The 22,411-nt window shown below is 49.0% G+C and carries 15 protein-coding genes; 5 read left to right on the top strand and 10 right to left on the bottom strand.

Features of this window, described 5'->3' with window-relative positions:
• Positions 1 to 462 precede the first annotated feature (462 nt).
• Entirely contained in the window at positions 463 to 2,886 is a 2,424-nt protein-coding gene (locus NDA01_RS01590; RefSeq protein ID WP_348226631.1) for a sucrose synthase, read from the top strand.
• Between the two features lie 94 nt (positions 2,887 to 2,980).
• Here the strand turns inward: NDA01_RS01590 and NDA01_RS01585 are convergent, their stop codons facing one another.
• The gene (locus tag NDA01_RS01585; RefSeq protein ID WP_348226630.1) at positions 2,981 to 4,135 is read right to left on the bottom strand and encodes a WD40 repeat domain-containing protein; all 1,155 of its coding nucleotides are present in this window, start codon (positions 4,133 to 4,135) and stop codon (positions 2,981 to 2,983) included.
• A gap of 419 nt (positions 4,136 to 4,554) precedes the next feature.
• Positions 4,555 to 5,673 carry a calcium/proton exchanger gene (cax, locus tag NDA01_RS01580; RefSeq protein WP_190434003.1) on the bottom strand — a complete coding sequence of 373 codons (1,119 nt, stop codon included), beginning with the start codon at positions 5,671 to 5,673 and terminating at the stop codon, positions 4,555 to 4,557.
• Between the two features lie 618 nt (positions 5,674 to 6,291).
• On the opposite strand from cax, the gene NDA01_RS01575 reads away from it, so the two are divergent.
• On the top strand, positions 6,292 to 9,030 hold the full coding sequence (locus NDA01_RS01575; RefSeq protein ID WP_431193283.1) for a DUF3536 domain-containing protein: 2,739 nt from the start codon (positions 6,292 to 6,294) through the stop codon (positions 9,028 to 9,030).
• Between the two features lie 66 nt (positions 9,031 to 9,096).
• On the opposite strand, the gene NDA01_RS01570 is transcribed toward NDA01_RS01575, so the two are convergent.
• From NDA01_RS01570 to yidD, 4 genes are all read right to left on the bottom strand, one after another.
• Positions 9,097 to 10,047 carry an RsmB/NOP family class I SAM-dependent RNA methyltransferase gene (locus tag NDA01_RS01570; RefSeq protein WP_348226629.1) on the bottom strand — a complete coding sequence of 317 codons (951 nt, stop codon included), beginning with the start codon at positions 10,045 to 10,047 and terminating at the stop codon, positions 9,097 to 9,099.
• 95 nt (positions 10,048 to 10,142) lie between these two features.
• Positions 10,143 to 11,201, bottom strand: a complete 1,059-nt coding sequence (mnmH, locus tag NDA01_RS01565) for a tRNA 2-selenouridine(34) synthase MnmH (protein WP_348226628.1) — start codon at positions 11,199 to 11,201, stop codon at positions 10,143 to 10,145.
• Positions 11,202 to 11,226: 25 nt separating this feature from the next.
• On the bottom strand, positions 11,227 to 13,530 hold the full coding sequence (gene selD / locus NDA01_RS01560; RefSeq protein WP_431193282.1) for a selenide, water dikinase SelD: 2,304 nt from the start codon (positions 13,528 to 13,530) through the stop codon (positions 11,227 to 11,229).
• Positions 13,511 to 13,762, bottom strand: a complete 252-nt coding sequence (gene yidD / locus NDA01_RS01555) for a membrane protein insertion efficiency factor YidD (RefSeq protein ID WP_348226627.1) — start codon at positions 13,760 to 13,762, stop codon at positions 13,511 to 13,513. The genes selD and yidD overlap by 20 nt, the downstream gene beginning before the upstream one ends.
• 163 nt (positions 13,763 to 13,925) lie before the next feature.
• Between yidD and rpsD the strand changes: the two genes are divergently transcribed.
• A complete protein-coding gene (gene rpsD / locus NDA01_RS01550; protein ID WP_190434012.1) occupies positions 13,926 to 14,534 on the top strand; it encodes a 30S ribosomal protein S4 in 609 nt (202 codons plus the stop codon).
• A 123-nt stretch (positions 14,535 to 14,657) separates the two neighbouring features.
• On the opposite strand, the gene moaA is transcribed toward rpsD, so the two are convergent.
• The 3 genes from moaA to NDA01_RS01535 all read right to left on the bottom strand — a co-directional run bounded on the left by moaA (position 14,658) and on the right by NDA01_RS01535 (position 18,002).
• Entirely contained in the window at positions 14,658 to 15,647 is a 990-nt protein-coding gene (gene moaA / locus NDA01_RS01545; RefSeq protein ID WP_348226626.1) for a GTP 3',8-cyclase MoaA, read from the bottom strand.
• Positions 15,648 to 15,707: 60 nt separating this feature from the next.
• Positions 15,708 to 17,240: an MFS transporter gene (locus NDA01_RS01540; protein ID WP_348226625.1), complete on the bottom strand. Its 1,533-nt coding sequence runs from the start codon at positions 17,238 to 17,240 to the stop codon at positions 15,708 to 15,710.
• Between the two features lie 213 nt (positions 17,241 to 17,453).
• On the bottom strand, positions 17,454 to 18,002 hold the full coding sequence (locus NDA01_RS01535) for an STAS domain-containing protein (protein ID WP_348226624.1): 549 nt from the start codon (positions 18,000 to 18,002) through the stop codon (positions 17,454 to 17,456).
• Between the two features lie 192 nt (positions 18,003 to 18,194).
• Here NDA01_RS01535 and cbiD point away from each other — a divergent pair, with 192 nt between their 5' ends.
• Complete coding sequence (cbiD, locus tag NDA01_RS01530; RefSeq protein ID WP_348226623.1) at positions 18,195 to 19,322, top strand: cobalt-precorrin-5B (C(1))-methyltransferase CbiD; 1,128 nt, start codon at positions 18,195 to 18,197, stop codon at positions 19,320 to 19,322.
• A gap of 137 nt (positions 19,323 to 19,459) precedes the next feature.
• Positions 19,460 to 21,067 carry a glutamine-hydrolyzing GMP synthase gene (gene guaA / locus NDA01_RS01525; RefSeq protein WP_190554577.1) on the top strand — a complete coding sequence of 536 codons (1,608 nt, stop codon included), beginning with the start codon at positions 19,460 to 19,462 and terminating at the stop codon, positions 21,065 to 21,067.
• Positions 21,068 to 21,399: 332 nt separating this feature from the next.
• On the opposite strand, the gene cdf31 is transcribed toward guaA, so the two are convergent.
• Entirely contained in the window at positions 21,400 to 22,305 is a 906-nt protein-coding gene (gene cdf31 / locus NDA01_RS01520; RefSeq protein ID WP_348226622.1) for a CDF family zinc efflux transporter Cdf31, read from the bottom strand.
• Between the last annotated feature and the right edge of the window lie 106 nt (positions 22,306 to 22,411).

Below are 22,411 nucleotides of genomic sequence, written 5' to 3'. Positions count from 1 at the left end.
TCCTAGTAGGTCACCTTTCACTTCAGGGTCGCTGTAATACTTCAGGCGACGACTCGCCTAGTCCTCAATCGTTTTGAATTCGAACTTTAGAGGGAGGGTGGTTTATTCGCTCTAGAGTTACAAAGCAAGGCGTGTCGCCTTATTTTTGGTCTAGGCGCAGGGTTCATCTCTCATAGAAAAGGTAAGCCACCCCCAAAAACACTGATCTCAGACTCGAGTCTGGGTGACTCCTGCAAGATACTTCTTGTAGTGTTCTACTGCCAGGGTTGGGAACTAAACCTAATTAGGACTTGGTTGAGTCGTAATATCAGCTATCTATTTTGCTGATCAAGGGATGTGCTGTCGCTGATGCGAGGCTGGAGACTCTCAAGCTTTCTCAGACAACATCTAGCTAAAAATTACTTCAGCGAAACATCAACACATATTTATTGACACTGATACAAGTGAGTAAAGGGAGTTGACATGTCAGAACTGATTCAGGCCGTTCTAGACAACAATGAGAAGACGGATCTGCGCCAATTTCTTAGGGACCTACGCCAGCAAGAGCAGCGCTACCTATTACGCAACGAGATTTTGAATGCATTTTCGGCTTATTGTAGCCATCATGAAAAACCTGAACAGTTTTGTCATGGTTCTCATCTCGGTAAGCTGATTGCTTACACGCAAGAAATTATTTTGGATGAGGGCAGCTTCTGTTTCATTGTTCGTCCCAAAATTGCCAGCCAAGAAGTTTTTCGCCTCTCTGAAGATGACCTCACCGTTGATGTGATGACGGTACAGGAGTTGTTAGATATTCGTGACCTCTTGGTTAATCGCTTCCATCCCAACGAAGGGGATGTCTTAGAGCTAGATTTCCAACCTTTTTACGACTACTCGCCAAGCATTCGCGATCCCAAGAATATTGGTAAAGGCGTTCAGTTTCTCAACCGCTTTCTATCCAGTAAGTTGTTTCAAGACCCACAGGAATGGTTAGAAGCGCTATTTAAGTTTTTGAGTCTCCACCGTCACAACGGAACCCAACTCTTAATTAACGAACGCATCAAAAGTCAGGGTGAGCTTTCTTCCCAGGTCAAAAAGGCTCTGCAATTTGTCAGTGGGCGTCCAGATACGGCTGCGTACGAAACCTTTCGCTTTGATTTTCAATCAATGGGTTTTGAACCCGGTTGGGGGAACACCGCGGGTCGGGTTAAGGAAACCCTAGAGCTTTTAGACGAACTAGTTGATTCCCCAGACCACCAAACTTTGGAAGCTTTCATCTCTCGGATTCCAATGGTGTTCCGAGTGGTTTTAGTGTCTCCTCACGGTTGGTTTGGTCAAGAAGGCGTATTGGGACGACCAGACACAGGCGGTCAAGTTGTCTACGTGCTCGACCAAGCCAAGAGTTTAGAGAAGCAACTCCAAGAGGATTTGTGTCTGGCTGGATTGGATGTGACAAAGGTAAAACCTAAGGTCATTATTCTCAGTCGGTTAATCCCCAATAGTGATGGCACTCGTTGTAATCAGCGTTTAGAAAAAGTCCACGGTACGGATAATGCGTGGATTTTGCGAGTTCCTTTCCGGGATTTCAATCCAAATCTGACTCAAAGCTGGATTTCCCGCTTTGAAATCTGGCCTTATTTGGAAACCTACGCGATCGATTCTGAGAGAGAGCTTCTGGCAGAGTTTGAAGGCCGACCTGACTTGATTGTAGGCAACTATTCAGACGGCAATTTAGTGGCCTTTTTGTTAGCCCGTCGTCTGAAAGTCACGCAATGTAATGTTGCCCATGCTTTGGAAAAGTCAAAGTACCTGTTCAGCAACCTCTACTGGCAAGATTCCGAGGAGCAATACCACTTCTCGCTCCAGTTCACGGCAGACTTGATTGCCATGAACGCTGCGAATTTCATTATCAGCAGCACTTATCAGGAAATTGTAGGGACACCTGACAGCATTGGTCAGTATGAGTCTTACAAGTGCTTTACTATGCCAGAGCTTTACCATGTGGTGAATGGTGTGGAGCTGTTTAGCCCTAAGTTTAATGTGGTCCCGCCAGGAGTAAATGAAGCGGTTTACTTCCCCTATACCCGCAGCGAAGATCGCTTACCTGACGATCGCGATCGCTTAGAGGATTTGCTTTTCACGCTGGATGACCCAGAGCAGGTCTATGGAAAGCTTGATGATCCGAGCAAACAGCCCTTGTTTTCCATGGCGAGACTCGATCGCATTAAAAACTTGACTGGGTTAGCCGAGTGTTTTGGTCGCAGTCCAGAACTGCAAGAGCGCTGCAATCTGATTTTGGTGGCAGGTAAGTTGCGGGTAGAGGATACAGCAGATCGCGAAGAAGCTAGCGAGATGGAAAAGCTCTATCGCATCATTGATGAATACAATCTTCACGGCAAGATTCGTTGGTTGGGGGTGCGTTTGCCCAAGACTGATTCCGGTGAAATTTATCGCGTCATTGCGGATCACCAAGGCATCTTTGTGCAGCCAGCACTGTTTGAAGCGTTCGGCTTGACGATTCTAGAAGCCATGATTTCTGGTATACCCACGTTTGCCACTCAGTTTGGTGGACCCTTAGAAATTATTCAGGATCGGGTGAATGGCTTCTACATCAACCCGACAAAACTAGACGAAATGGCTGAGAAGATTCTGGAGTTTGTTTCTAAGTGTGAGCAAAATCCAGACTACTGGCAAGAAATCTCTATCCGAGGCGTAGAGCGGGTTTACAGTACTTACACTTGGAGAATCCATACCACGCGCTTGTTGTCGCTGGCTAAGATTTATGGCTTCTGGAATTACACTTCTCAGGAAGACCGAGAAGATATGCTCCGCTATTTAGAGTCTTTGTTCTACCTACTCTTTAAACCTAGAGCTAAGCAATTGTTAGAACAGCACATGCATCGTTAACGGTTTAACTGAACGCAAAGTTTTTAACAGTAAGCGATCGCCTCCTGCAACGTAACTCCAACGTAAACAGTGGGCGATCGCTTTGTTTTACCACTTATTTAGTACAGCTCCAGATTTTGATGCTGCCGTCGGTACAACCGCTGGCTAAAGAACAACCATCCGGGCTAAAGCTAACTGTACTCACCCATTTGGCATGACCAGGCAGTAGACGGTTCCAGGACTTACCGAAGGTTCGAAGTAATCTGCCAGTTAGAGGGCACCAAAGCTTCACGGTTTCATCGGCACTACCACTAGCTACGATTTGTCCATCAGGGCTAAAGGCTACGGCTAAAACATCACCTGCGTGTCCATTCAGAATTATTTGCAGTTCACCACTGGCCCAGTTCCACAGCCTGATTGTTTTATCCTCACTAGCACTCGCCAAGATAGAACCGTCGGGGCTAAAAGCCAGAGAAGTAATTCGATGGGAATGACCAACTAACGTACTTAAGAGTTCGCCTGTCTTAAGATCCCAAAGCTTGATGGTTTGGTCATAGCTGCAACTTGCTAGCACTTGGCCTTGGGGATCGAACGCGACGCCACTGACTGTATCCGTATGGCCCAAGAAAGTTTGCTGCAACGTGCCTGTAGAGAGAGCCCAGAGTTTAACGCTATTGTCATAGCTGCCACTAGCTGCTATTTGGCCATCGGAAGCGATCGCGACAGTCTTAACTCCAGCCATATGGTCTCTTAGGGTGTGTAATAGAGTTCTGCTTCGTAGATCCCAAACTTTAATGGCGTCCTCATCAGCACTACTACTAACTAAGTAGGGATGGACTTCTTGGGCAGTTTCTAGCTGGTCATCTGGAGCGGTGCCAATACTGGCTAGCTTAGCGTTTATAGCTATAGAGCTAACAGCGATGGAACTGACAGAACCAATATGACTCGGAAAGCTATTAAGAAGTTTTCGGGTTTGTCGGTGCCACACTTTAATGGTGTGACCAGGTTGCCCACCCCAAGCAGAATGACCACAAATTAAGGTCTGTCCATCTGCACTAAAAGCAACAGATGACACCAAGGCTGGATAGACCGAGAAAGTAGACTGGAGCTGAGCCTGCCGCCAAGCTGAGCCTACTTGGTTTCCAACCACTGAGACGTTGCCTTTTAGGGCATCCAGAACGGCTTGAGTCATTCCTGACTTTAGTTTTGAAGCAGTCCAAGCCGTTAAATCTACCAGACCACTCTTTTGAGAAATTTGCTTACCAGTCATTCAGGCTTGTTACTCCAATCAGTCAAGGGTGAGGAAGACAGACTTTCAAAGAAATGCCCTGAGCCACTCACTAGTCAGAAGTAGATTGGGTGCCTGAACAATGAGTATCCGGTTTTACTCAGCGATCGCATTTGAGCGCTCAGCTAAGATTTACACGCTTCAGAGCTTTTCTAAAGGTTCAGCCAGGTTCTTATCAGAAACACACCTGGCAAACTATATGTATGTTTCCCAACTAATTAGTAAAATCTGCTACCTAAATTTTTTACTACTGACTTAATAAAGTACTAAGCAACTCAGTGTCAGACTCATGACTTTGTCCTTGTGAGACATTGCTCTTAAAAATTAGGAGGCAAAGACATTAAGTTGCGTCTTTACCTCCAGAAATAGATTGAGAAGCTATAGCTCGTCTGGTAATTTCGCTAGATCAGACCCTCGACTACAGGGTGAAAGTAAAAAGCAAATCCTAGAACTAAGTAAGCAGCTAGGAGCAAAGTCCCCTCTAGCCAATTAGAGCGACCATCCGAACTAATCGAGTTGGCAATTAGAACAGCAACGGCAACGGCAACTAGCTCAAAAGGATTGAAGTTTAGATCCATCGGCTGGTCCATCAGCCATCCTGCTAAAACCAACACCGGAGCCACAAATAAAGCAATTTGCAAGCTAGAACCGACCGCTACTGATACGGAAAGATCCATTTTGTTTTTCATGGCCACGGTCACAGCCGTTGCATGTTCTGCAGCATTACCGACAATGGGTAATAAAATCACTCCTGTAAAGAGAGAAGTCAGGCCGAGGCGAGTTGTAGCGACTTCTAGGGTGTCCACTAGCAACTCTGATTCCACTGCAACTAAAAGCGTGGCACCTAACAAAACTCCGATCCACAAGGGTAGATTGACTTTATGCTCAGAGCCATCCGGGGCTAAGTTTGCCTCGGCAAGTTCTTCGGGGGCCAGTTCTGCCAGTCCCACATCATAGAGATAAGTGTGGGTCCGCATGGAGAACAAGAGAGTCAGGCCATAAACCACAATTAAAACTAGAGCTACAGCGATCGATAGCTTCTGAATAGTGATGGGGCTGATCCCGGTTGAGGTGACATTCACTGCGGTGGGTAGCAGCAGAGCAATCACGGCTAGGTTCATCGAAGACGCGTTTACACGCGCCACAATAGGTTGAAATTCCTGCTCTTTGTAACGCAACCCGCCCAGCAGCATCGAGAGGCCCATGACGAGGAGTAAGTTGCCAATGATTGATCCCGTGATGCTGGCTTTGACAACATCAATCAATCCTGCCCGCAAGGCGACTAAAGCAATAATCAGTTCTGTGGCATTGCCAAAGGTAGCATTGAGCAACCCACCCAAAGAAGGCCCAGCCACAACCGCAATTTCTTCGGTCGCAGTGCCCATCCAAGCGGCTAGGGGTAGAATTGCTAACCCAGCGGTGATAAAAACCACTAGCGATCCCCAGTCCAACAAATGAGCGGCGATCGAAATGGGCACAAAGATCAGTAATCCAGTAAAAACTATGTCTTTAATTGTCATTAAGGTTGAACGCTATAGATTTGCAGTTAGGTGAACGAATCTCGACTCTAGAATACCCAACACCGCACCGGGTGCTAATTTCGGCTCATTATCTTCCCAAAAGCTACTATTTCAAGACCAAATTAAGTAACAAAACCTTGCTTTTGGTGTTTTACGTGCAATTCCTATTGCGAATCCTTAACTGACTGTTAAATTTATCTGGCCTTTGCGGTTCAATCGGGCTATGTTACCTAGCAATGTTTTGCTAACTTTCGTGCCTTGCATCGCTGTCTGGTCTTTGATCCCCAAAAAACCTAATTCTCAAGGCTCAGTTTCAGGACGCTTAGATTGTGCTTTTAGTCAGATTGTTTAGTCGTTTACTCTTAGATAGAGTGCTACCTGAATCTCCGAACAGCCTTGGTGCGATCGCAGCTTACCTGTCGTTCTCTGTGCGTTACCTTCTCCAGAAACCACTGGTCAAGCCAGGCTGACGCCCATTAATTATTCCTTTCACATCCCACAGGATCACATCTCACAAGGCTTGTTGCTATTGCTAACTCCTGCCATAACACCGTGGTTCCGTGGTGGCTAGGTAAGTTATTTCTGTCTCGCTCCCTTCTTTATTTGGATAGACCTAAGATGACTTCACACTCCGATGCTTTCACCTCAGAGTATGAGGAATCTGGGCTGATGGATTTAGCTGAGTTCTCACCATCTCGTAAGGGTGAAGCCACTCATTCTGGCTCCGTTGCTGCTCAGGTGTCTCCTGGAAATGATCCCCTGCAAACGGCATTGGGAGTCTACGTGACAGTTCATGGTCATTTTTACCAGCCGCCCAGAGAAAACCCTTACCTAGATGCGATCGAGCGCCAGCCGAGTGCGGGGCCGTTTCACGACTGGAATGAGCGGATTCATCATGAATGCTACCGTCCCAACGCCTTTGCCAGAGTGCTAAATGACCAAGGTGAAGTGACTGGGATCGTCAACAACTATGAGTATTTGAGTTTTAACATTGGCCCCACGTTGATGAACTGGATAGAGCGTCATGACGTGGAGGTGTATCAACGGATTGTGGAAGCAGACCGCAAAAGTTGCGATCGCCTGAATGGTCACGGTAATGCGATCGCTCAGGTCTACAACCACATCATCATGCCTTTGGCGAATGAGCGAGACAAATACACCCAAATTCGGTGGGGCAAAGCAGATTTTCGTTCTCACTTCGGTCGTGATCCCGAAGGCATGTGGCTGGCAGAAGCAGCAGTAGATTACCCAACTGTTGAGGCTTTGATTGCCGAAGGGATTCGCTTCATTGTGTTGGCTCCTTCCCAAGCAGAACGTTGCCGCCCCTTCCCGCGTGAACATCAACCGCACCCACAATGGCATGAAGTGGGAGGCGGTCAGATTGATTCCACCCGTCCCTATCGCTGCTTCTTACCGGGGGGCAATCCCAATTACGATTACATCGACATCTTCTTTTACGACGGCCCCATCTCACGGGATATGGGCTTTAGCGACGTGCTCTACAACTCGAACCATTTTGTGGGGCGGATTGGTCAAGCCGTACGTGGGGATCAACGGCCTGCTCAAGTCCTTTCGGTTGCGACCGATGGCGAAACCTTTGGTCACCACAAAGGCGGCACAGAGAAAACCTTGGCTTACGCCTTCTTGAAAGAATTCGCCAATCGCGGTTGGACTGTTACTAACTTTGCCCACTACCTCAGCATCCATCCCCCCACCTGGGAAGTAGAACTCAAGCCTGTGACCGCTTGGAGCTGTGCCCACGGAGTCGATCGCTGGCAAGACGACTGTGGCTGCGGCGGTGAAGGTGGGGTTTGGCACCAAAAATGGCGGCGACCTTTGCGCGATGCTTTGGATTGGCTACGGGAGCAGTTGATTAAGGTCTACGAGGACAGCGGCAAAAAGTTTTTCCGTGACCCCTGGCTTGCCAGAGATGAATACATTCAGGTGATGCGCGATCGCAGTGCCAGCAATATTGAGTGCTTTATGGTTCGCCATCGGACTCGCAAGCTAAGCGCTGCGGATCAGGTGGATGCTTTGCGGTTACTGGAGATGCAGCGTCATGCCCTCTTGATGTATACCAGTTGCGGCTGGTTCTTTGAAGAGTTGTCTCGACCGGAAGGAGTGCAAATTCTCCGCTATGCGGCGAGGGCCCTAGAGTTGGCAGGTGATGTCGCAGGTGTTCAGCTTGAGAAAGGATTTATCAAGCGCTTAGGCACAGCACCTAGCAATATTGAGTATTTCCGGCATGGATCTGGGGTGTACCGCCATTTGGTAACCACCGCGCAAATTACCCTAGAGCAGGTGGCAGCCCACTATGCCATTAGCTCTCTATTCACCACTTACCCGCCAGAGCACCGAGTTTACTGCTACACCGCTCATCAACTCGACTACCAATTGCAGCGCATGGGATCGCTGACTTTAGCCGTTGGGCAGGTACAACTCGTTTCTGAAATCACCTGGGAAAGCACTCACCTGACCTTTGCGGTGCTGCATCTAGGCGGATGGGACTTCCACTGCTGCATTCAAAACTTTTCGGGACGGCGGGACTACAGTCGGCTCAAAGACAGTTTGTTTGCTGCTTTGAAACAGGCCAGCGCTGCCCAGACTATTTTGGCGATGAATCGCATTTTTGGGGATCAGTCCTACAACTTACAGAACCTGTTTGAGGAAGAGCGCCACCGGATTATGCAGTTGCTGACCCAAGAAACTCTGCTCCGTCTCGATCAGCTTTACACGCAGGTTTACCGAGATAACTACGGCGTATTGATGGCCTTCCATCGCGACAAATTGCAGGTACCGCAAGAATTGCAAGTTGCCGCAGAGATTGCCTTGACGAACCGAGCGATCGCGTCGTTGCAAGCTCTGGAACAGGAGATGAGCGATCCTACCACTGCACCGCCCCCTTGCCTCAGTCACATCGCTGAGCTAGAAGCGATCGCCACTGAAGCGAACCATTTGCACTGCCACTTGAACCTGAGCGTAGGCAAAGAAATTCTGGAGCGCTTAATCTTGCGATCGCTTTGGAACCTGTTGCACAACTTCAGGCCAGAAGCGATCGCAGATGAGATGAAGCAACTACAACGCTTGCTAACAACTGGGAAGCAACTGAAACTGGCCCTCTCAATCGACCGGGCTCAAGAGCTTTATTTCTCATTTTTGCAAAGTCACATTTTGCCTGTCTGTGTCGATTTACTACAGCGACAGGCTCAGGGGCAGAGCAGAGATAAACTCCAGTTCCATCTCAAAGATTCTGCAACCCCTATTAATTTAAATGGCCTACAGCAACTACTCCAACTCGGACCCGTTCTGCTGGTGGATACCAGCGATTGGCTAGCTCAGTTAGCAGCCCTGAGTTAGCTAATCACTGGTTGGCAAGCTGGGGAAAACTATGAGGCAGTCCCAAAGGACTGCCTCAGCGAGTGGCTAAAGATAAATAAAGTCAGAGCGCTCTAAAAATTCGGTAGGAAGCTCACTCATGGAGCCTTCTTCCATGTTCTTGAACAGAATTGTAAAGGCTCCTGCCCCTAAACCTGAATGGGGCCACATGCGATAGCAAGGAATGTCTGTTAAGTGGGATTGAGCTGCAACCAAATGGGGTACGACCAAAGCTTGAAACTGAGGAAATTTAGCTAAAAACCACTCACTCACCTGCTCATTTTCCTCGGGTGAATAAGCACAAGTCATATAAGCTAAATAGCCTTGAGGCGCGACCAACTTTGCTGAGTTTGCCAGAATTCGTTTTTGTCGATTGGCATTTTTATTAATCAAAATTGGATGGAAGCAACCTGGGGCTTTACTACCTTTTGCCAATAAAGACTGACCTGTACAAGGAGCATCTACCAAGACTAGTTGAGCAGTATTAGGAATTAGCTCAGCCAGTACTTGCGAATCTAAACTAAGGGCGATCGCAGGGCTAATATGACAGCGTTTTAGGTTAGAAATCAAAGCTCCCTTGCGCTTGCCAATTACCTCATTACTAATCAGCAACCGAGGTTGTAGTGCGGTCCAAGCAAAGACACTCTTACCTCCCGGTGAGGCACACATATCCAAAATCAGATCAACAGGTTGCTCGATGGTCAATAAAGTAGAAGCAGCAAAAATTGAAGAAAAATCTAGGCAATAGAAATTCCCGGCATCGTGGAGAGGATGCTTGCCTGGCTTTTCATCTAAGACCAGTCGTTCAATAAAATTTGGTTGCCAAAGCGTCGGTGGCGCTAATTTAAATGGTGATATCTCAGGCTGTGCTTGACACCACAAAATAGCTGGATTGAAGGGCTGAGGATTTACCAAAGCATTGATAAATTTCTCTTGATAAACTTCATCTTTGAATAAGCGCTGGCTAAATTTAACCAACAGATTAGAAGGCTTTTCCATAACACCCTATATAGCCAAATCACTATAGCTAAATCAATAAGAAAGAGAGAAGCGCAACTCCGGAGGTAGATTGTGGACTTTAACGTCTGAGGTCATTAAGTGGCAGTAATACTGATAGGCATTGGTTGAGAAGTTATTAGCCAATCCTGAGATTTTTCCATTAATAACGCAGCGCTAGCAGTTGGCGAAGCATCGGCAATGTCGATTGAGTGAATCGGGACACCTCGCCGTTGCAAATCATGGGTATAGGTTTTGTCGTAGTAGTCCAAAACTAAATCAATTGCAGTAGTCAAGTCACCTTGATGAATCGCTTCGACGGCTTGTTGAGTCCGCAAGCCACCTAGCTTTTTTCGTAAACGTTCCGTGGCTTCTATGAGTTGTTCTGATTTGACCGAACCATAGACCTGGCGCAAAATCTCAATTCGTTTAGGGCGCGATCGCAGAATTTGCAACACAGGGGCTTGGAGCATTTGCTGAAAGATTTCGTCTGGAATCCGACACAGCCCAATCCGCCGACTTTCCGCCTCAATCCACACAGGCCGTTGGTGATTAAATTGGCTCCAAACCAAAGCAATGTGGTTCTCAAATTGCTCGGTCGTGGGTTGCGCGGGTAACCCCAAACTGCCGTAGCTACTGCCCCGGTGGTTCGCTAAGTTTTCTAAGTCCAGAACTTGCTCTCCCTGTTCTGCCAGGGCCGCTAAGATTTCTGTCTTGCCAGTGCCTGTCATCCCTCCCAAAATTGCCAAAGTTTTTGGAGTAGCCAAGGTGGAGCGCACCCAATGACGAAAGTTTTTGTAGCCACCGCGCAGCAGAGTGACTTGAAATCCTGCCGTTTCCAAGAGCCAAGCCATACTGTTGCTCCGCATCCCGCCTCGCCAGCAGTGCAATCGCACCCGACAATCAGGGGCTAGGGCTTTGGCTTGAGTCACAAAACCAGCGAGTTTGGGACCGACGATCGCCAGCCCTAATTCAATCGCTGTTTCTTGTCCCTGCCGTTTGTAGCACGTACCCACCTCGGCCCGTTCGTCATTACTAAACAACGGGAAACTCTGCGCACCCGGAATGTGCCCCTGAAAAAATTCTCCTGGGCTGCGAACATCCAGAATCAGGCTAGGGCAATGCAAAAACTCAGCAACATCAACGATTTGGGGCATGAATCAAACCAAACAGCAAGCAACCCTACAGTTCGATCGTAATCGGCTCAGAGGATGAAGTGGAGGGTAGAACACCGCCGATCGCCCGACTTTGCTGATAATCCAATGACTGGAGAGCGCTAACACAATCGCTAGCTCGCTCTGCGGGAACAGCAGCAAGCAGACCACCAGAAGTTTGGGGATCAAATAGCAAAGAGGCTTCTGGGCGATCGCTAATCTCCGACCAATTTTGTACTTTTAACGCGGCCCGTAAGTTTTGGGGTTGCAGCGAACTCACAATGCCTTGTTCTACAACCGTTCTGGCCCCTGCCAACAGTGGGATCGCTGCCAGCTTTAGTTCCACCGCAACTTGAGAAGCTTGGGTCATCTCAGCCAAGTGTCCTAACAGCCCAAACCCCGTAATATCTGTGCAAGCACTGGCTTGGTGCTGCATCAGACACTCAGACGCCGCTTGATTCGACCGCAACATCGACTCGACGGCGGCATCAATCCAACGACCTTTCGCTTGGCGCTGCATATCTGCCGCAAACAAGGCTCCCGTCCCCAACGCTTTTGTCAGAATCAGAGCTTGTCCGGGCTGCATTCCCGTTTTTCTCAAAAGGCGATCGCGCTCAGCCAAACCGTTGCAAGTTAGGCCAAAAGCCAATTCTGCTCCTTCTGTCGTGTGACCACCAATTAAAGCTGCACCTGCCTGATGCAAAGCTTTGAGTGCTCCAGAGAGCAGTTGGTAGAGCGTTTCTTCTACCTTGGCTTCTAAAGCGTAGGGAACCGTGGCGATCGCTAAAGCACTTTGAGGCATGGCTCCCATCGCAAAAATATCGCTGAGGCAGTGGTTGGCACTAATTTGACCAAACACAAACGGGTCGTTGATTAGGGAGCGGAAGTAATCGATGGTTTGCACCAAAACGCGATCAGCAGGTATTTGCAAGACGGCTGCATCATCCGGGGCATCTAACCCGATGAGAATATCGGCGCGATCGCTAGGCTGGGGATATTCTTGCTGAATGCGCTGGAGGACTCGCTCTAAAACGCTGCTACCAACCTTGGCCCCACAGCCACCACACCGCATGAGATTTTGAATTTTACTATTAGATTCTGGCTGTAACTGTGCAGCAAGAGTTGAGGCGGGCTGCTGCATCATCTCTGGCAGTTGGCTGAAGCGCTCCATAAACCGCCGATCGATCGCGTCTTTGAGTTGCCACAACCAAGGAGCCTCGTACCCCAACGATCCCCATGAGGCGATCGCTGCATTGTGTTGATTGGAGTCAGAATCTTCGCTGGTGCCGATTAAGCTGAGATAACGCTTCTGGGGAATGTAGGGCTTGAGCCGCTGCCCCTGCAAGGTTCGGCGCAAATTCTCAAACAGTGGCTTGCCTTGACGCACTGCAAACACCCCTGCTTTGGGTCGGGGATGGTTTTTGATGGTGGCGATGTCGCCTGCCGCAAACACAAAGGGATGAGAGAGCGATCGCAGATTTTCATCTACTCCAATAAAGCCTTGAGCATCAGTGGCTAAGCCAGATGCTTTTACCCAATTTGGTGCTGTAGCCTGCGTGACCCAAAAAGTATGGTTACAAGCGACCGTCAAACCCGATTCACACCTGACTTGATGCGCTTGGATTTCAGTAACCGTTTCTCCGAGATGGAGGTAAATGCCTCGCTGCGTCAGGATTCTGTGGAAGCGATCGCCTACCCAACGGCTATACCCTGGCATCAAAACGGTTCCACGCTGAAATAGATGTATGGTTAGATTTTCTGTGGCTTGTTGCGATTGCCTCAAAACTTTGTGCAAATTCCGCTGGACTGCTAGCGATAGTTCTACGCCACCCGCACCACCTCCGATAATTCCGATGCAGATTGGTTGCTCAGGATTTTCTGCTACCTGCTCAATCAGCTGATCCCAATGTTCTAGAAAGCGACGAATCGGTTTTACAGGGATACTTGACTCCACAGTCCTAGCAATGTCTGGAACCGTTGGGGTGCTGCCAATATCAATAGAAACGACATCAAAAGCCACAGGCGGACGATGGGCACAAATCACTCGCTTGTTTGGTAAGTCCAAGCCCACCACGCGATCGAGATACAGTTGCGCTTGAGCAAACTGAGCGAGTGGGCGCAGGTCGATATGGCATTCATCGTGGCTATAAAAGCCCGCAATATGTCCAGGCAGCATCCCCGAATAGGGAGTATCTGAGGCTTCTGTGAGGAGCGTAATCCGCACCCCAGAGAGAGGCTGCATCCCCAACATGCGTAAGGCGATCGCATGGCTATGACCTCCACCTACTAGTACCAAGTCTTTGACGATCGGCTCAGAGACTGGGTTCATCATCAGCATCAGTAGCAGGCATTACAGGAGGGACAGGATCATAGCCACCGGGATGGAAAGGGTGACAGCGAGCAATTCGGCGCAGCGCTAACCCACCACCTCGCCAGGGGCCAAAACGCTCTACCGCTTCCAACGCATACTGAGAGCAAGTCGGGTAAAAGCGGCAGGCAGGCAGCAGCAGTGGTGAAACTAAAATCTGATAACCTCGGATCGAGCCGATGACTAAGCGCTTCATAAATTCCATTTTAAGTCGCTTGGTTTTGTCTGTATTTCTCGCTGGCAGTCCTGAACGATGGCACAACAGGCAGCTTCAGACTAATTTGACGTAGCCTCTTTCTTGTTCTTAAAACAGGGTCTATACTGGGATCTTTGGGTAAATTTTAGTTTGAGGAAGCTACATGTCGCGATATAGAGGCGCTCGCCTCAGAGTTGTGCGTCGTTTGGGTGACCTACCTGGCTTGACTCGGAAGTCTCCCAGAAAGGCGTATCCACCTGGACAGCACGGTCAAGAACGCAAGAAGAAATCTGAATACGGTGTCCGTCTAGAAGAAAAGCAAAAGCTGCGCTTCAACTACGGTATCACCGAGAGACAGCTGCTTCGCTATGTGCGGAAAGCTCGTCGGGCTGCGGGTTCTACCGGACAAACCCTGTTGCAGTTGCTAGAAATGCGCCTGGACAATACCGTTTTTCGTCTCGGTATGGCTCCTACGATTCCTGCTGCGCGTCAGTTGGTCAACCACGGTCACATCACTGTGAATGGTCGTCCCGTAGATATTGCTAGCTACCAGTGCCGTCCCGGCGAAGTCATTGGTGTTAGAGACCGCGATCGCTCTCGTCAGTTGATTGAACAAAATCTACAGTATCCTGGCCTCGCTCACCTGCCTAGCCACTTAGAGTTCGATAAAGGCAAGCTCACTGGCAAGGTGAATGGTGTGATTGAGCGGGAATGGATCGCACTCCAAGTCAACGAACTGCTTGTGGTTGAGTACTACTCTCGCCAAGCTTAATCGTTCAGAACTCTTTTCAGCATTCTTGTGTTACCGCGGCATTGAAATATTTGATCAGCAGCTCCCGAACCGTCATTTGGGAGCTTTTGATTTTTTAAACCTTAGTTTTTGGATTATTTTGGCTTAGCCACCAATTTGCGACATCGTGCGACTATAAGCGCCCGATTGAGTTCCAGAGTCGCGTTGCTTGAAGTTGATTTCAGGCTTTAGTTGCAGAAGTTTTCTGACTTGGGCGCGTAACTGAGCAGTAGGGACCCCAGAACGCAAAGCAGTTTTTAAGTCAATTTGCTCATCTTCATTCAGCAGGCAGGGGCGGAGCCAACCGTCGGCAGAGAGCCGCATGCGATTGCAGCGATCGCAAAAGCACTCGGACATTTGACTAATAAAGCCCAGGGTTCCCTTCGCGCCAGGAATGCGGAATACATCGGCAGGGCCGTTGCCTCGCACTTCGCCTTCCGTCAGACCCCAGCGATCGCGAATCTGCTGTCTTAATTCCTCTGAAGCAATCCAACCGCGATCGCCAAACAGCGAAGCATTGCCAATCGGCATAAATTCAATAAACCGGATGTGCCACTCGCGATCGAGGCTCAGAGCCGCCAAGTCTAAAACTTCTTGGTCATTTACGCCCGGAATCACCACGACATTCAGCTTCAGCGGGTTAAACCCAACTCGATAAGCCGCTTGAATACCGTCCCAAACTTGCTGCCAGCGCGATCGCCCCCGATGACCAATAATTTTGTCGAAGGTTTCTGGCTCCAGAGAATCCAAACTAATATTGATTCGTCGCAAACCCGCATCGTAAAGCTCCTGCGCCAGGTCTGCCAACAAAAAACCATTGGTGGTCATGGATAGATCTTGAGTTTCTGGCAAAGCCGCGATCGCCCTAACAATATCCACCACCCCTGGACGAATCAAGGGTTCGCCTCCGGTCAAGCGAAACCGAGTAAACCCAACTGGAACAAACACTTCGTTGATTAAAGTGAGCAACTCAGCATGAGTTAGCAAGTTTTGCTGAAGTGCGTACTCTAAGTCTGTACCCTCCGGCATGCAGTAAAGGCACCGGAAGTTGCAGCGATCGATCAAGCTGATGCGAAGGTAATCTACCTGATTCATCTACAACTGGTATCCCCAGACAACCTATTCTATTGAGTCAGGAATAGGTAATGGATGTCTTTATTGTGCCTGATCTGGGAAGGTCGTGGCTTCTACTGCTACAGCTTGCGGTTTGAGGAGCAAGGGCGATCGCCTTGGTATTCTCAAGGCGTTACTCAAACCCTGTGCGAGAGCTTGCACCGCCTGGCGAACTGAACGTGGACGTTGCTCCCGAACAAACAGCAAGGGCAAAATTGCCGCTAAGCGAATGACGCTGGAGAGGGCAAACAGTCCCAAGATGCCACCAGAGTTGGTGAACTCGATCAGAAATCCTCCTGCGGTTGTTCCTAAGGCTCCGCTGACTCCTGCTACGGCTCCGGCGATCGCGAAATAGGTAGCCTGATGCTGGACGGGTGCAACTCCTAGCTGAATGTTATTGATGCACAGATCGATCGCGGCCCAAGTGCCCCCCGCCAAAATATGCAGCAGTGGAAACCAAACGAGTAGGGATGTTAAATCCGTCCCTGTCCCTAGCCACAGCAAGGGAGTAACCGCAACTAAAATGCCCACTAATACAAGGATGGGTCGATTCCCAATGCGATCGGCTAATCTGCCCCACAGCACCAGCATGAGTAAATTAGCTCCCGCTCCCAGGCTCGTATAAGTAGTCACCCAATTGACATCTAAGGACAGGGTATCCAACAGATAAATGTTAAAAAAAGGAGCGCTTAAGTTGACTGAGAAACTCCACAAGGCAAAGTAGAGCAAGAACATCAAGAAGTTTCTGTCTTGCCAAAAGCTTTTACTCTTAGAAGTCTCAGCTGCAACTGCATCCAAATCAGCAGATTCCTGGGCCAATGACTCAGCATGTTCCTGTTGCTGCGCTTGAGGATTGACATCCACCATCCAGTACTGAAACCCGATGCTAACCAGCCCGACAATCACGCCCAAGAATAGCAACACTCCATATCCCTGGATACTACCTCCTGGCCAAGCCGTCACCGCCAGCCCCACTAAAGGGACACTAAGCAGGTTAGTCAAGCTAATGGCACTATTGCGAATGCCAAAATAGCGACCGCGCAATTGCCGAGGCACTAGAGCTGCCACCCAACTGAACCAAGAGGCTCCCCCCAGAGCCCCTAAGAAATGAGTCAGCACGACGATCGCCAAAGCCCATTGCACTAAAAGATGGGGAGGAGTTGGCTGAAGACTGGCGACTCCAATGCCCAGGACAAGAATTAACCAGAGCAATCTAGCCGGAGCATAAATCCACAAACCGTAGCGGTGGCGACTGGTAGTGCGGTTGGCTAAGTAAGCTCCCAAAGGTTGCAGCAGATTTGCTAGCAGTGGAATTGAGGCCAACATTCCTAGCTCGACAGGGCTGGCATCCAGCTCTACCAAGAAGTTGCTGAGTAAAACCCCACCTGCCACATTCGAGAAGATGGTCGCAAAAACACCATCTAGGGTGGAGGCTCTAAGGCTGGTTCGAATTGCTTGCTTAGAAGGTTTGCGAGAGACCGTTATAGGTTCCGGATCGGCAACCGGATCTAAAATCTCAGACACAGGAACCGCTGCCACCTCAACAGTTGTCAAATCCACTGCTTGTCTCAGCATGCTGAAGCTAGAAATCTTGATTTGTTAAATATTTTTACTAAGTTTGTAGGCGCAATACCATCAGCCTGTGGTTAAGGCTGCTCAATTCTTTTGACAGTATTTTGGGCGATCGCTCCTAAACACCATCCAGGCGAAAGATATCTTTCTCAAACTATTGCAATAATTCCTAGACCTCTCAGCCGCTTGCCCAAAGGTTCTAGGCTGTACATGGTCCTAAGCAGTCTGCTGCGTTCGCATTTCTAGGTCAGTATTACCAGTTACATAACTCATGCGTCGCGGAACAGGGATGTTTACCGGGATTTTAGCCGCCGATTTAGCCGCTACTGCTTGAGCTGCCACTGATTGTTTCCGAGCCCAACTGTTGGTACGCAAAAATAGCTCAAATTCCTGCTTGCACAAGTCGCTCCAAGTTCCTAAAGTCACGGCACGCTGACGGCCCCACTCCGTTTCCAAGGCCACCCGCGTCACCCGGCTCATGGACCAGATAGATAGAGATTTGTTCAAGCTCGTCGCCAGCTTAATTCCTGCTAACAGGACGCTCACTCCTGCTGGCTCTACTGCCTCTACATGCAACAAATCTACAATCACTGCACTCGCTGCCCCTGCCAGTGCCTGCTCTAGCTCCTGTTGAAATCCTGGACTACTAGCCGTGTCCAAACAACCCTGCGGTTGCAGCACAACAGTAGGAGTCGTTGCCTCCTCTTCTACGCCGATTTCATCGGAGTTAAGAGTATTCGTAGTCGAGTTTATGACGGTTTTCATTGGGGTCTCCAGGAAACGTCACAAGAGAGGCGGCATTGAGGCTGGACGTTGAAACCCCAACTGCCAGAGGACAGACTCCTCCATATCCAATCTGAACCTAAAATTCTTATAAAGAAACTGTGATCAATCACTTACTTTTCGTGATTTTTGTCACAAAAGTATATTCACGGAGTTGGACTGAGGATTTTTTACTTGACCGAATTACGAACTGGATACACGCTGCCTGTCTTTGCTGCCGCTGCCGCGATCGCTGCCTTACGATGGCTCCACCAAGGCCCCCAAAGCATCCCTTCCGTTGACCTAGATTTAGTCGAGCCTGCTGAAACGGTGACAATTCCCATTGCTCAGGTGGCTGGACTCACGTCCAACTCGGCTCTAGCGATCGCCCATAGTGACCCCGGCGATAACTTAGACCTGACTCGCGATACCCCTATTTGGGCTTTAGTCGAGCGGGGAGAGCCAAATCAGTCAGAGGCAGTCGTGCTCCAAGGGGGAGAAGGGGTGGGGCGACAGATTAATGCTGAAAATCATGAGAATCAGGCGGCGATCTATGCCTACGCTCAGCGGCTCTTACGAACTAACTTGGAGCGGCAGTTAACGTCAGGTGAAAAAATTCGAGTCACGATTATTTTGCCAGAAGGACGGACTTTGGCAGAACGCACTTCTAACGCGGCTTTTGGGGTTGTGGAAGGATTATCTCTTCTTGGCACCACAGGTATTTCCCAGCCCTTGAGCGCTCCCGGACAACTTGAAGCCTTTCGGGAAGCGCTACACGCCAAGCAATCTTATTTCGATGGTTTGGTCTTTTGCGTGGGCGAAAATGGCTTGGACTTAGCCACTCAGATAGGCATTAATCGGAATCGCTTGGTTAAAACTGCGAATTGGATTGGCCCCATGCTAGTTGAAGCAGGCTTAGCAGGAGTGCAAGCGGTGTTGTTATTTGGCTACCACGGCAAGTTGATCAAGTTGGCTGGCGGCATTTTTCACACGCATCACCACGTTGCTGACGGACGACTAGAAATCTTGACCGCTCACTGCGCTAATCTAGGCCTACCCAGTCAAACTCTACCCACCATATTTGCCAGCGCTACGGCTGAAGCTGCCTTAAACCATTTGCGATCGCTCGATTCCACTTCCGGTACTACCTGGGTTCAACAGGTTTATGGCGCGATCGCCCAACAAATTGATCAACGCTGTCAAGCCTACATCTACACCCACAGCGAACGCGCAGTCCAAGTTGGCTCGATTTTGTTCGATCGCGATCGCCAGATTTTAGTGCGAAGCGAAATCGCGCAGAAATTATTGTCCCAAGTCTGTTAATCTAGCTTAAATGGGCTTACACTTGATTTAAAAGTAAAGAAATTTTTAGGATTCGTTTTTGGCATTGCTTTTGTGCTTAGGCACGCCATAGCAAGGGTTTATCTCTACATCTACCCCAACTGCATCAGGATACGTCCGTGACTCTACAGACTGAACCAGTGATTCAAGCTGAAGATTTAAAACAGCTGGATCGGCAAATTATTGTTATTTTAGACTTCGGCTCTCAGTACTCAGAGCTAATTGCTCGTCGGATTCGCGAAACTCAGGTTTACTCTGAGGTGATCTCTTATCGCACCACGGCAGAACAGCTACGGCAGCTCAACCCCAAAGGCATTATTCTCTCTGGTGGTCCTAGCTCGGTCTATGACCAGGGCGCTCCTCACTGTGACCCAGAGATTTGGCAGTTAGGCATCCCAGTTCTAGGCGTCTGCTATGGCATGCAGTTGATGGTGCAACAGCTCGGTGGCGAAGTGGAGCGGGCCGAGCGCGGGGAATATGGCAAAGCAGCCCTCGTGATTGATGATCCCACGGACTTGCTGACCAATGTGGACGATGGCACCACGATGTGGATGAGTCATGGTGACTCGGTAGCCAAGTTACCAGATGGCTTTGAGTTGCTGGCGCACACAGATAATACTCCCTGTGCGGCGATCGCTCACCACGAGAGGAAGCTGTATGGCGTGCAATTCCACCCAGAAGTGGTGCATTCCCTCGGCGGCATGCCGCTGATTCGCAACTTTGTTTATCACATCTGCCAAGCCGAACCGACTTGGACCACGGCTGCTTTCGTTGAGCAATCGATTCGGGAAATTCGGGCCAAAGTTGGTGATAAGCGAGTGTTGCTGGCTCTCTCTGGCGGCGTTGACTCTTCGACGTTAGCCTTCTTGATGCACCGAGCCATCGGCGATCAGCTCACTTGTATGTTTATCGATCAAGGTTTCATGCGGAAGTATGAGCCAGAACGATTGGTGAAGCTGTTTGAGGAGCAATTCCACATCAATGTTGCCTACGTCAATGCCCGCGAGCGCTTCTTAGCCGCAGTGGATGGAATTACCGATCCCGAAGAAAAGCGCAAGCGGATTGGCCATGAATTCATCCGCGTATTTGAAGAAGAATCCAGACGGTTAGGGCCTTTCGACTACTTAGCTCAGGGTACTCTCTACCCGGATGTGATTGAGTCTGCGGATACTAATGTTGATCCAAAGACAGGCGAACGGGTAGCAGTCAAAATCAAGAGTCATCACAACGTCGGTGGCTTACCTAAAGACTTGTGCTTCAAGCTGGTTGAACCCCTCCGCAAATTGTTTAAGGATGAAGTACGGAAGCTGGGCCGCTCCGTTGGTTTACCTGAAGAAATCGTGCAGCGGCATCCCTTTCCTGGGCCTGGTCTCGCCATCCGCATCCTAGGAGAAATCACCGAAGAGCGCTTAGAAATTCTCCGTGACGCAGATTTAATTGTGCGTCAAGAAATTAATCGGCGCGGCATTTACCATGATTTCTGGCAAGCCTTTGCTGTATTGCTGCCAGTTCGCAGTGTGGGTGTCATGGGTGACCAAAGAACCTACGCTTACCCTATTGTCCTGCGATTGGTTTCCAGCGAAGATGGCATGACCGCAGACTGGTCCCGCGTTCCCTACGATCTGCTAGAAACCATTTCCAATCGGATTGTGAACGAGGTACCCGGCGTCAATCGGGTAGTTTATGACATTACCTCTAAGCCCCCCGGCACAATTGAGTGGGAATAGATGCGCTCTAGCTTCTACTAGTTCACTTACTGCGATGCCGAGATGACCGGAGATAGCTAATTCTGCTTATCAGCTAGGTTCTACTCTACTGATCCATCTCGCTAATCACTGCTAATAAATAGGGTGCTGCTATTAAAGAAATAAATAGCGGCACCATAACTCTTATAAATTTTTTGTGGAAAACAGGGCTAAATCTGTGGAAAAACCCCTTGATCTGTGGAAAACTATAGTCTTTATTAACTGTTTATTAAAAATTAATTAAAAGCTTCATAGGAAATCTAACCCTTTCCTCATGAGATGCAGATTTTTGTTTCTAAGCACCAAGTCGGTAACTAAGACAAATCATTTTCGTAACTAATTTGGTTAGACATGTAGGCAGGAGGCTCTACATGAATATTAATTCGCGCTGGGCCATATCGTTCTTCGAGTCGTGCTTCTAGGGCTTCGGTAATTTGGTGAGCTGTTTCAACATCCGTAGCATCTACAATCAAATGCATTTCGATGAAGACCTGCCGACCTAAGACCCCTCTTGAAGCAATACTGTGACAGTTGATCACGCCAGGAACTTGGGCTGCGATCGCATGAATGGCTTCCGGAGCGATCGCCATTTCATCCACTAGCCAAGGCAAGTTAGACCGCAACACTGACCAACCACTACTAAATACCAGAATCGCTACTGGAAACGACAACGCCAAGTCTAGCCATTGCAGATTCCAAGCCCAAATCCCGACCAAACCAGCCAGTACACTAATCGTTACCCAAACATCGCTCATGGTGTGTTGCGCATCAGCAATCAGAATGGGGCTGTTGACTCGTTGCCCGACTGCCCGCTCATAAAAAGTGACAAAAATATTAATCCCCAATACCGCCAGCAAGAGCCACAACTCGGAGGCTGAGATGTTGACGGGTTGACTACCTTGGAGTAATCGTTCGACCGTTCCTTGCAAAATCTCGAAGCAAGCGATCCCCAAAAAAGCTGCAATTCCTAAAGCACCTACAGCTTCAAATTTCTGATGACCATAGGGATGATCACGATCGGGTTCGGGAGAGGAAAAACGACTAGCTACTAATCCCAAAACATTGTTGACGCTGTCTGTGACGCTATGCAAAGCATCAGCCAGCAAGCTCAGTGAACCTGTTGACCATCCCACCAATGCTTTTAAGAGCATCACAAATAGATTGAGCACCAAGGTAATGAGCAATACCTTGCGAACTTGTGAACGGTTGTCAACGACCATGATCGAACTCTCCTGAACCCGGATCAGAGTTCTCTGGCCTTCAGTCTAAACGAGATATCTGTTCAGATCACTAGTATTGCGCAGGCCGTTTCCCCGGTACGATAAA

Source organism: Trichocoleus desertorum AS-A10, from assembly GCF_039962155.1.
In the GTDB taxonomy this organism is placed as follows: domain Bacteria; phylum Cyanobacteriota; class Cyanobacteriia; order FACHB-46; family FACHB-46; genus Trichocoleus.
This window is presented reverse-complemented; position numbering and strand designations above follow the sequence as displayed.